The 10,994-nt window shown below is 68.4% G+C and carries 12 protein-coding genes; 6 read left to right on the top strand and 6 right to left on the bottom strand.

Translation table 11 applies throughout. The annotated features are described in order from the left end of the window. The first annotated feature begins 338 nt into the window (after window positions 1-338). Entirely contained in the window at window positions 339-857 is a 519-nt protein-coding gene (gene moaB / locus H7A86_RS04590) for a molybdenum cofactor biosynthesis protein B (RefSeq protein WP_039530503.1), read from the top strand. A gap of 30 nt (window positions 858-887) precedes the next feature. Then, window positions 888-1,670, top strand: a complete 783-nt coding sequence (ppk2, locus tag H7A86_RS04585; protein WP_119130809.1) for a polyphosphate kinase 2 — start codon at window positions 888-890, stop codon at window positions 1,668-1,670. On the opposite strand, the gene H7A86_RS04580 is transcribed toward ppk2, so the two are convergent. The 4 genes from H7A86_RS04580 to H7A86_RS04565 form a co-directional block, all read right to left on the bottom strand. Further along, the gene (locus H7A86_RS04580; RefSeq protein ID WP_119130808.1) at window positions 1,652-2,878 is read right to left on the bottom strand and encodes a hypothetical protein; all 1,227 of its coding nucleotides are present in this window, start codon (window positions 2,876-2,878) and stop codon (window positions 1,652-1,654) included. The two genes, ppk2 and H7A86_RS04580, sit on opposite strands and share 19 nt — an antisense overlap. A gap of 84 nt (window positions 2,879-2,962) precedes the next feature. Next, window positions 2,963-3,229: an acylphosphatase gene (locus tag H7A86_RS04575; RefSeq protein WP_119130807.1), complete on the bottom strand. Its 267-nt coding sequence runs from the start codon at window positions 3,227-3,229 to the stop codon at window positions 2,963-2,965. After that, a complete protein-coding gene (locus tag H7A86_RS04570) occupies window positions 3,229-3,837 on the bottom strand; it encodes a TlpA family protein disulfide reductase (RefSeq protein WP_104582249.1) in 609 nt (202 codons plus the stop codon). The genes H7A86_RS04575 and H7A86_RS04570 overlap by 1 nt, the downstream gene beginning before the upstream one ends. After that, a complete protein-coding gene (locus H7A86_RS04565; RefSeq protein WP_104582248.1) occupies window positions 3,834-5,111 on the bottom strand; it encodes a YihY family inner membrane protein in 1,278 nt (425 codons plus the stop codon). Before H7A86_RS04565 ends, H7A86_RS04570 begins: the two co-directional genes overlap by 4 nt. Window positions 5,112-5,222: 111 nt before the next feature. On the opposite strand from H7A86_RS04565, the gene wrbA reads away from it, so the two are divergent. The 4 genes from wrbA to ybaK all read left to right on the top strand — a co-directional run bounded on the left by wrbA (window position 5,223) and on the right by ybaK (window position 7,210). After that, window positions 5,223-5,819 carry an NAD(P)H:quinone oxidoreductase gene (gene wrbA, locus H7A86_RS04560; protein WP_119130806.1) on the top strand — a complete coding sequence of 199 codons (597 nt, stop codon included), beginning with the start codon at window positions 5,223-5,225 and terminating at the stop codon, window positions 5,817-5,819. After that, the gene (locus H7A86_RS04555; protein WP_119130805.1) at window positions 5,816-6,160 is read left to right on the top strand and encodes a DUF2069 domain-containing protein; all 345 of its coding nucleotides are present in this window, start codon (window positions 5,816-5,818) and stop codon (window positions 6,158-6,160) included. The genes wrbA and H7A86_RS04555 overlap by 4 nt, the downstream gene beginning before the upstream one ends. Window positions 6,161-6,246: 86 nt before the next feature. Next, window positions 6,247-6,732: an asparaginase domain-containing protein gene (locus H7A86_RS04550; RefSeq protein WP_016900703.1), complete on the top strand. Its 486-nt coding sequence runs from the start codon at window positions 6,247-6,249 to the stop codon at window positions 6,730-6,732. A 4-nt stretch (window positions 6,733-6,736) separates the two neighbouring features. Further along, window positions 6,737-7,210, top strand: coding sequence for a Cys-tRNA(Pro) deacylase (ybaK, locus tag H7A86_RS04545; RefSeq protein WP_119130804.1), 474 nt, complete (start codon window positions 6,737-6,739; stop codon window positions 7,208-7,210). A gap of 202 nt (window positions 7,211-7,412) precedes the next feature. Here the strand turns inward: ybaK and H7A86_RS04540 are convergent, their stop codons facing one another. Next, window positions 7,413-9,113, bottom strand: coding sequence for a S8 family peptidase (locus H7A86_RS04540; protein WP_119130803.1), 1,701 nt, complete (start codon window positions 9,111-9,113; stop codon window positions 7,413-7,415). A gap of 364 nt (window positions 9,114-9,477) precedes the next feature. Further along, window positions 9,478-10,887, bottom strand: a complete 1,410-nt coding sequence (locus H7A86_RS04535) for a S8 family peptidase (protein WP_180708033.1) — start codon at window positions 10,885-10,887, stop codon at window positions 9,478-9,480. Window positions 10,888-10,994: the final 107 nt, after the last annotated feature.

Raw genomic sequence — 10,994 nt, 5'->3', positions numbered from 1 at the left:
GATTTCTTCGAGACCTTTTCAGGTCATGGAAACAACGTGCAGAGCGGCAGCGTGGCCGGGGATTGGCGGAGAGCGGCACACGGATGTGCCGCGGCGGCGAGTCAGACAGGATGTCTGCCGAGCCGAGGAGCCGATCCCCGGCCGCGCTGCCGCCCTCACCGAAGCCGGCAACTGAAAGATGGCGCTGGATCCACCCTCGCCTGTCTCGGACGTATCGGCTTCGCGCGAGCTGTCAGCCATGTATCACCCGCGTTGGGGACCACCCGCCTGCAACTAACGTCGTGCGGCTTCACGCCGTAGCGCTGTACCCGCGCGTCCCGGCTCGCTAGGCTTGCGGCATGCCTTCCAATCTCGACTTCATTCCCTTGCACCTGTGCGTGCTGACGGTGTCCGACAGCCGCACGCTGGCCGATGATCGCTCCGGCGACTATCTGGTCGATGCCCTGACTCACGATGGTCACGTGCTGCACGAGCGCGCCCTGTGTCCGGACGACCGTTACCGCATGCGCGCGATCGTCTCTGCGTGGATCGCCGACGCGCAGGTCGACGGCATCCTGATCACCGGCGGCACCGGCTTTACCGGCCGTGACAGCACGCCGGAGGCAATCACGCCATTGCTGGACAAGACCATGCCCGGTTTCGGCGAATTGTTCCGCGCGGTCAGCGTCGACGAAATCGGCACCTCGTCGCTGCAGTCGCGCGCGTTTGCGGGGCTGGCCAACCACAGCTTCGTGTTCTGCCTGCCCGGCTCCACCTCGGCCTGCCGTACGGCCTGGGAAAAGATCGTGCGTGCGCAGCTGGATGCACGTACCAAGCCCTGCAATCTGGCGACACTGCGTCCACGCCTGGGCGAATAGCCTGCGCGCTTCATCGCTGTCGGAACGCGCATGTCGCACCTGAAACGCAAGGCCTACAAGAAGCTGTTGGCACCGCTGCAGCTGGAACTGGTCAACATGGCCCGCTGGCTGCGCCACACCAACCAGCGCGCGCTGGTGCTGGTGGAAGGCCGCGACACCGCCGGCAAGGGCGGCGTGATCCAGGCCATCGCCAGCCATCTGAACCCGCGCCAGTGCCGGGTGGTGGCATTGCCGACACCCAACGACCGCGAAAGCACGCAATGGTATTTCCAGCGCTATGTGGCGCACCTGCCCGCGGCGGGCGAGTTGGTGCTGATGGATCGCAGCTGGTACAACCGCGCCGGCGTGGAACGGGTGATGGGCTATTGCACCGACGCCCAGTACGAAGCGTTCCTCGATCAGGCGCCGCGTTTTGAACAACTGCTGGTCGACGACGGCATCCTGCTGTTCAAGTACTGGCTGTGCGTGGACCAGGCCGAGCAGGAACAGCGCTTTGCCGAACGCCAGGAAGATCCGCTCAAGGGCTGGAAGTTGTCGCCGGTGGACCTGCAGTCACGCAGCAAGTACGAGGACTACACCACCGCGCGCGAGCGCATGCTCGAGGTGACGCATACGCCGGACGCGCCGTGGACGTTGGTGGATTTCAACGACCAGAAGCGGGGCCGACTGAGTCTGATCCGCAACCTGCTGGATCGGCTCCCGGACATCGCGGTGCCCGATGACACGCTGCAGCTGCCACCGCTGGATGGCAAGCCGCACAAGGAACGTTACGGAGTACTGGAACCGATCGACGATTACGCCGGCCAGTCCTGAGAGATTTCGTCGCTGGCCGTGGCGCGTGGCAGGGGATACAGGCCGGACTGGCGTTCGGCCTGTTCGGCCTGCAAGACCAGCTGGCTCAGGCGCTGACTGAACAGCTGCATGAACCCGCGGTGCAGCGGGCGCATCGCTTCGATGTAATCCACATCGTCAGCCTGCGGACCGAGCGGGCTGCAGGACGATAGCAGCACTTCGTCCAGGCGCAGCGCGCTGTCGGGCAGACGCACCAGCGCGGCGCGGCGCAACCAGTCGCGCATGCCCTGGCGGTACTCGGCGGCCAGGATGTAGGCCACTTCGACCTGATCCAGGTCCACGTCCGGATTCCACGCCAGCACCTGGATGACCTGCGAGCGCTCGTCCAGCATGCGGCTTTCGGCAACCAGGCCGTGCAATTGCTGCAGCAGACGCCATTGGACGCCGGCGGCTTCGCGTTGCGGGGCCGGCAGGCTTTCGATCGCCAGCGCCAGGCGGCGGGCGAACAATGCAGGCACCTCGGCCAGGACGACCGGGCCGGCATCGGCGCCGAGCAGGAAACGTTCGGTGCGCAGCGTGGCGGTGTCGGGCAGGTAGCCGTCCTGCAGCGGCCGCATCACGCCATGGTCGAGCAGCGACAGCACCACATCCAGCCAGTAGCGACGCTCCTGTTGCAGTGCGCGGTTGGCGGTGGCGTTCTGCCAGGCCGGACGGACATCGTCCAGACGCGCGATGCAGGCCTGGGCATCGAGGTTGTCCCAGGGCGCACGGGTGGCGTCATTGGGATCGAAATTTTCCACGCTGAGCATGCCGCCGCCGAAACGGTGCCAGGCTGCGCCGCGCTGGGTGCCGGCAGGATCGGGCTTGGACGCGGTCATCGGCGCGGCGGTGGCCGGGCGCAACAGGGCAGCATAGGCATCTGCCCAGGAATCGGGCAGACGCGCCGACAGCGGATAGCCAGCAGCGGACGGGCCCAGGCCGCGACGAGCAAGTTTCAGGCTCCACAGCACCGCACCGATCGCGATGCCGCCGAAGATCCAGGCCAGCAGCCAGCTGGTGGCCGCCTGCCCAGGCTGCAGCACACGGGTCTGCGGCTGCAGGAACAACAACCAGCCGCTGCCCGCCACGACGCCCAGGTACAGCCATGGCGCAAGCTGCGCCAGGCGGCGGTTGCGATGGTGGGCAGGCGGTTCGTGCCCGTCGGTGTGATCTTGAGATGGAGCGGCCATATAGTTCCCCTGCGCGCCTGATCGCGCTGACAATGTTATCGGCGACGCATCGCAAGTCTGTTGGCCTGCGCCGGCGGCAGCGACTCAGCCAGTTACACATTCTTCAGTCGGCGGCTGCGCGCAGGGCATGCGTGTCACCGCCGCGACCCGGGCCGCCGGCGGGCCTTGCCATAACCAGGTCTCCAGCGCATCCAGGGCGGCGTCGGTCCCGGCAGCGAGCACCTCCACACTGCCGTCGGGCAGGTTGCGCGCGTGTCCACGCAGGCCCAGCGCAACCGCGCGCTCGCGGGTGGCCGCACGGAACCACACACCCTGCACCACGCCGGTGACGAGGAAGCGCGCCGCCTGCATCAGCCGGCCTTGCCGGTGATGCCGACCGCCGTTTCGATGTCGCGCGCGGTGACCGGGCCGAGGAACTGCTTGGCGACCTTGCCGTCCGGACCGATCAGATACGTCATCGGCAACCCGCGCGGCGTGGCGAAGTCCTGGGGCGGCTGGTAGGGGTCGAGGACGGCGATCGGGTACGACACCGGATGGTCCTTCAGGAACGCCTGCATGTCGGCGCTGCTGATGTCTTCATAGGCCAGGCCCACCACTTCGATGGTGTCGCGCATGGTGTGCAGCGCCGACAGCTCGGGCATCTCCTTCAGGCACGGCGCGCACCAGGTGGCCCAGAAATTGACCACCACCCACTTGCCGCGATGCGCGGCCAGGTCGTAGGCCTCGCCGGTCACGGTCGGCAGCGACAGCTTGGGCATCTCGGCGGTCTGCTGCACCACCGAGGAGTCGGTCGCGCCTGCCGGGTCGGCGGGGGCGGCAGGGGTTTGCGGCGTCTGCGCGGTGGGCGCAGGCGCTGCACCGCCCGCAGCGGGCGTGCCCTCGCTGGCGGGCTTGCAGGCGGTCAGCAGCAACAGCGGCAACAGCAGCGCACAGGCGCCGCGCACGAGGCGCACGGTCATGAGGGGTCTCCGGGAAGGTGGGTGTAGAGGTCGCCGACCGGTTGCGCCAGCACGCTGCGCAAGGGTTGACGCAGTTGTTCCAGCGCAGCGGACGCGGCCTGGCCGTAGGCATCGTCGCGGCACGGCAGGGGGCGGTCTTCGATCGGCACGCGCAGCTGGCAGTTTTCGTAGAGTTCGGCCAGCGGCACCACGTCCAGGTCGCGCGCCAGCAGCCATTGGCCGCGCTCGTCGCGGCGCAGCAGGCGGATGCGTTTGAGTTCGCACAGCAACTCCTGCATCAGCGTGTCGGTGAGCATCGGCTCCAGCGCCAGGATACGGTCTTCGTCCAGCCCGTTGCCATGGATGCGTGCCTGGCGGAAACGACCAAGCAGGCGCAGCAGGCCATAGATCTCAAAGCCGGGCGGCAGCCGCATCGCTTCGGGCTGGTAGCGAAACGCGGACATCGACGAGGCCAGCGAAGCGCCCAGCAGCACCGACACCCAGCTCAGATAGATCCACAGCAGCAGGATCGGCAGTGCCGACAGTGCGCCGTAGATGCGCTGATAGGTCTGGAAGTTGCCCAGATAGAAGCCGAAGCCCCATTTGACGATCTCCATCAGGATCACCGCCAGCAATGCGCCCGGCAGCGCGTGCCGCAGGCGCACCGCATGCTGCGGCACCACGCGGTAGATCAGCACGATGCAGACGAACTCCACCGCCATCGGCGCCAGCCGCCAGGCGAATTCGGCCAGCCACTGGCCTTCGGTGGTACGGAACAGCGGCAATGCGAACACGTAGGCGGCCATCGCCATCGAAGCCGCCGCCAGCATCGTGCCCAGGGTCAGCACCGTCCAGTAGATCAGGAAGCGGGTCACCTTCGGCCGTGCGGCGGCCACCCGCCAGATGCTGTTGAAGGTCTGCTCGATGCTGTGCAGGGTGATCAGCAGCGAGGCCACCAGCGCGACCATGCCGGCCACGGTGAACTTGCCCAGATCTTCCAGCGAACGGTTGAGGTAGTTCTGCACCGAACGCGCCGCGCCGGGCACGAAGTTGTTGAAGATGAAGTCGGTCAGCGCGTCCTTCCATTCGTTGAAGGCCGGAAACGCCGACAACACGCCGAACACCACGATCGCCAGCGGCACCAGCGCGAACACCGTGGTGTAGGCGAGCGAGGCGGCCGCCTGGAACAGGCGGTCATCGAGAAAGCGGCGCCACAGGAAGCGCCCGAAGCTCACGGTCCGCGCGCGGTCGCGCAGCCGTTCCTTCCATTGGTGGAGTTTGTTCACGCGCGACATCGCGCAAGGGTACCCGATGCGCCGTCATCGCGGCCTTGCCGCAGCCGCAGGGTGCAGCGAGGTGGTGGCTTGGCCGATACTGCGGCAACTTACATAGGCGGTGGATGCGCGATGGCGGAGATTCTGGTGCTGTATTACAGCCGTGGCGGTTCGGTGGCGCGGCTGGCGCGGCAGATCGCGCGCGGCATCGGCGAAGTGCCCGGCATGAGCGCGCGGCTGCGCACGGTACCGCCGGTGGCGGCAGTGACCCAGGCCAGCGCCCCGCCGGTGCCGGACGAGGGCGCGCCGTATGTGGACAAGGCCGATCTGGCCGAGTGCAGCGGGCTGCTGCTGGGCAGCCCGACCCGCTTCGGCAACATGGCCGCGCCGATGAAGCATTTCCTCGATAGCCTGGGCGCCGAATGGGCCAGCGGCACCCTGGCCGGCAAGCCGGCAGGCGTGTTCACCTCCACCGCCGCGATGCACGGCGGCCAGGAATCCACCTTGCTGTCGATGCACCTGCCGCTGCTGCACCACGGCTGCCTGATCGTCGGCATCCCGTTCACCGAGCCGGCGCTCAGCCAAACCACCAGCGGCGGCACGCCCTATGGCGCCAGCCATGTCTCCGGCGCCGGCGGCGACCCGCAACCGAGCGAGGACGAAGCCCTGCTGGCGCGTGCGCTGGGCCGGCGGGTGGCCGACATCGCCCGGCGCCTGGCCAGCCCGTGAGCCTGCGCGCCACGCATGGGTTGCTGACCGCCGCGCTACTCGCGCTGACGGTGTTGTTCGTGACCTGGTTTCACGACGACCGCCACCGCGCCGCGGCGCTGATGGTGTTTGCACTGCCGCCGGCGCTGATGGCTGCGCTGGCGCTGCGGAGCGCGCGCGCGCGTTTCTGGGCCGGCGTGTTCGCGCTGGGCTGGTTCAGTCACGGCGTGATGGCCGCCTGGAGCCAGCCGCAGGCGCGTGCACTGGCGTGGCTGGAAGTGCTGCTGGCCCTGCTCGTGGTGGCACTGGTGGGTGGCCCCGGGATGGCGGCGCGCTTCGGCCGCCCTCGCCCTCCGCGTTGACCCGGCTTGGGCAGCGCATGCGCCGGGGTCGTATCATGACGGCCCTCGCGCGGCCTGCACCGCGCCCGTTTGAAGGACTGGCAGCAATGGAAGACCTCCTGATCGTCACCACCGGTGGCACGATCGACAAGATCTACTTCGACGACAAATCGGACTACCAGATCGGCGACCCGCAGATCGGCCAGATCCTCAAGGAACTGGGCGTGACCTTCCGCTTCTCGGTGATCCCGATCATCCGCAAGGATTCGCTGCACATCACCGATGCCGACCGCGAACTGGTGCGCGCCACCATCGCCGCCCAGCCGACGCGCCACGTGCTGATCACCCACGGCACCGATTCGATGGTGGAAACCGGCAAGGTGCTGCAGTCGATCGCCGACAAGACCATCGTGATGACCGGCGCGCTCAATCCGGCGCGCTTCCGCGGCTCGGATGCCGAGTTCAATATCGGCTGCGCGGTCGGCGCGGTGCAGTCGCTGCCGGCCGGCGTGTACATCGCCATGAACGGGCGCATCTGGAATCCGGAAAAGGTGCGCAAGAACGTCGCCGCCAACCGCTTCGAGTCGCTCTGACGCCATGAGCAAGGCCACCCGCGCGACCAGGGCCCTGGATGCCGCCGGCGTGGCCTATGTGTTGCACCCCTACGTGTACCAGGCCGATGCGGACGCCAAGGGCGTGCAGGCGGCAACCGCCCTGGGGCTGGCGCCGCACACGGTGCTGAAGACACTGATGGCCTGGGTCGACGACCAGGCCGTATGCGTGGTGATCCCGTGCGATCGCCGGGTGTCGTTGAAGAAACTGGCCAGTGCCTACAACGGCAAGTCGGCGCGCATGATGGAGGTGGCCGATGCCGAGCGTCGCACCGGCTACAAGGTCGGCGGCATCAGCCCGCTCGGGCAACAACGCCAGGCGCCGGTGCTGATCGAAGCCAGCGCACTGGATGCCCCGTCGCTGTGGATCAACGCCGGGCAACGCGGTTTGCTGCTGGAATTGCCGGGCGACGGCATCGTCGCCGCATTGCAGGCGCGGCCCTGCAGTGTCTGCGACTAGACGCGGCGATCCCCGTGCCGCGTGCATGTCGGCTGGCGCCGGCCGGCACCTGGGACATGCAAAAAGTGCCTCCTGCTTGCGTCAGCGATCACGCACGTGCCAGGAAACGTGAGTGGTGCGCCGGCGCCACGTGCCCGACGCGCGATCACGCGCACAGGCCGGGCGCAGCCCTGCACCCACCGGCGCAGGGCCGCGCGCACGTTCAGTACGTGGCCACCAGCGTGACCGCCGAAAATGCCAGCGTGGCCTTGAGCCGCACGTAATACACCCCTGCCGCAGGCGCGGTCAGCGTGCAGCTGTCGGCGTTGCCCACCACCGCGGTACGGCAGCCATAGGCGGTATCGCTGGGCAATGCGCCGGCGCGCAGCGACAGATCGGCATTGCCGCTGCCACCGCTGAGCGCCACCCGCAGGCTGCGCGTGCCCGCGGGCACATTGACCTGGTAATACAGCGAACCACCGGTCGCCGCGGCCAGGCCGCTGCGCGCTGCATTGCTGGTCAGGGTGGTCGAGGCGATCACCGCAGCCACCGCACCATCGGCATTGACCAGCCCTGCCCCGCACCCCTGCGGACATGCCACCGGCAATGCACGCGCAGTGCTCTTGAGCATGGCTTCGACGCTGGCCGCACTGAGCGGATTGAGCGCCACCGACTGCATCAACGCCACCACGCCGGCCACGTGCGGCGCCGCCATCGAGGTGCCGCTGTAGACCGCGTAACTGGGATTGCCCGCCGCGGTGGTGCCGCTGTTGAGCGTGGACAGAATCGCCTGGCCGGGAGCGGCGATATCCACGCCCTTGCCGAAGTTGGAAAAACTGGCCTTGGCCCCGGACGACGTGGTCGCGGCCACCGCGATCACGTTCGAGCAATTGGCCGGCACGCTGTTGGAGACATCGACATTGCTGTTGCCGGCGGCCACCACCACGCTGGTGCCGCGTGATACCGCGCTGGCGATCGCATTGCTCAAGGTGGTCGAACAGGTGCCGATGCCACCCAGCGACAGGTTGATCACCTTGGCCGGGGTCGGATTGGCCGGCACACCGGATACCGTGCCGCCGGAGGCCCACACGATCGCATCGGCGATATCGGACAGATAACCGCCGCAACGGCCCAGTACGCGCACCGGCAGCACCTTGGCATTGAATGCCACGCCTGCCGTGCCGGTGCCATTGTTGGCGGCGGCCGCGACGATGCCGGCCACATGGGTGCCATGCCAGCTGGAGCTGGACGCACTGGCACCGCTGCCGCAGTCGTTGGCCGCGGCCCAGTCGCCCACATCGGCGGCGCTGGTGTCGCGTGCGTTGCCGTCGCGGGCGATGAAGGCGTCGCTGATGAAGTCGTAGCCGGCCAGCACATTGGCCGACAGCTCCGGATGCGTGGTGACGCCGGTATCGATCACGGCCACCACCGCGCCCTTGCCGGTCGCCTTGTCCCAGGCCGGCCGCACGTTGATGCCGGCGGTCGTGGTGCCCAGCGCCCATTGCTCGGACAGGCGGGTGTCATTCGGCACCAGCATCGGGCGCATCAGCATGTCCACTTCCACGCGCTTGACCGACGGGTCGGCCGCCAGACGCCGCATCAGCGTTTCCGCGTCGACCCGGTCCAGCGCGCGGTCGGCCACCAGCAGTTGCGGCCCGACGCCAAGCCAGCGCGACGACGACAGGCCGAGCGCGCGCCCGCGCCGCGCCGGCACTGCGCGGGCGATCTCGCGCAGCGAGCCGCTCAGACGCCCGCCACGGTTGCCGGCGCTGCTGTCCTTGTAGCTGACGATGAAACGCTGATGGGCCGACGCCGACCCCAGCCCCTGCAGGCTGACATCGCCGGCGAACGCGGGCGCAGTGCCGCACAGCAGTGCACAGGCCAGCGCGACATGGCGTAACCCTTTGAATGATAGATGGTGCATGGATCGACCCCTCCCCAAGATGTCGTGGTGCAAACGCGGGCACAGGTGTGCCGCTTCGCATCGTGGTGAGGCGCGCCGACTGGCGTCGCTGCCCACCTGCCCACGCTATCGACCCGGTACGAGCGGACCTGAGCCGGGATCGCCGGCCAGACGTGGCGAGCCATGGGGTCTGTTAAGGCGGCCGCTTGAACGGCAGATACCGGCGGCGACCGGAACTGAGCCGACCTGCCCTCCCAGTACACCCCAAAAACGCCATTGCCCCGCGTTTTGGCGGGGCAATGGGGATACCAAGCGTGCTGCAGCCACGCTGCATCACGCAGACCGACGCGGTGCCAACGGTCCGGCCGCTGGCACCGCGCGTGGCTTACGGGGTCTGGCTGACGGCACCGGCCGCGTTGACGATGCCGGCACCGCAGCCACCCGAGCAGGCGCCCGGCAGCGGACGGGCGGTGTTCTTCAACAGGGTTTCCACCGCCGCCGGGGTCAACGGACGGCTCGCCGCCGACTGCACCAGCGCCACCACGCCGGCCACGTGCGGGGCCGCCATCGAGGTGCCGTTGTAGGAAGCGTAGCTGGCGCTTCCCGGGGTGGTGGTGCCGCTGTTGAGCGTGGACAGGATCGCCGAGCCGGGGCCGGAGATGTCGATGGTGCTGCCGAAGTTGGAGAAGCTCGAACGCGCCCCGGCCGAGGTGATCGACGCCACCGAGATCACGTTGGCGCAGCTGGCCGGGGTGAAGTTGGCCACGTTGGCATTGCTGTTGCCGGCCGCCACCACCACCGTGGTGCCGCGCGACACCGCGCCGTTGATGGCGTTCTGGTAGGTGCTGGAGCAGGTGCCGTTGCCGCCCAGCGACATGTTGATCACCTCGGCCGGGTTGGCGTTGGCCGGCACCCCGGACACGGTACCGCCGGACGCCCAGACGATCGCATCGGCGATGTCGGAGGTGGTGCCGCCGCACAGGCCCAGCGCACGCACCGGCACGATGCGCGCATTGAACGCGGTGCCGGCCACGCCGGTGCTGTTGTTGGTGACCGCGGCGATGGTGCCGGCCACGTGGGTGCCATGCCAGCTGGAGTTGGCCGCTGCCACGCCGGAGCCGCATTGGTTGGCAGCGCGCCAGTCGCCCTGGTCGGCCGGATTGTTGTCGCGACCGTTGTTGTCGCGCGCGCGTGCCGCGTCGCTGATGAAGTCGTAGCCCGGCAGCACGTTGGCATTGAGGTCCGGGTGGCTGGTGATGCCGGTGTCGATCACCGCCACCACCACGCCGGTGCCAGTGGCCGTATCCCAGGCCGGACGCACGTTGATGCTCGAGGCGGTGGTGCCGAAGCCCCACTGCTCGGACAGACGGGTGTCGTTGGGGGTCAGCGTCGGGTACATGATCTGGTCGACTTCCACGTACTCCACGCTCGGGTCGGCGGCGATCCGGCGCATCAGCGTCTCGGCCTCGGCGCGGTCCAGGCCGCGGTCGGTCTTGAGCACTTCCGAGCCCAGCGCGGTGCGACGCACGTGATTCAGGCCCAGCGCACGGCCGGCGCGTGCGGGCACGGCGGTGGCGACCGACCTGAGCGATGCACGCATCGAGGTCGGGCTCACCGCGGCGCTGGAACCGTCCCTGTACTTGACGATGAAGCGATCCAGGGTGGGCTGCGAATCCAGGCCGGAAAGATTGACCTGACCGGCAAACGCCGGCACCGCCAGCAGCGAGGTCAGCGCGGACACACCCAGGACCACCAGCGCGCGCGTGGGCGCACGACGTTGCGACACATTGGACATCGATCGTTCCTTATTTGAGAGGGTGCCGCAGGTGCGGCGAGATGGCCGAACCATCCCCGCGTGCTGCGGATCGGGTCGGGCAGTGCACGGGCGCGTGCGCCCGGCAA

This window comes from Xanthomonas euroxanthea (genome assembly GCF_903989455.1).
GTDB lineage: Bacteria > Pseudomonadota > Gammaproteobacteria > Xanthomonadales > Xanthomonadaceae > Xanthomonas > Xanthomonas euroxanthea.
This window is presented reverse-complemented; position numbering and strand designations above follow the sequence as displayed.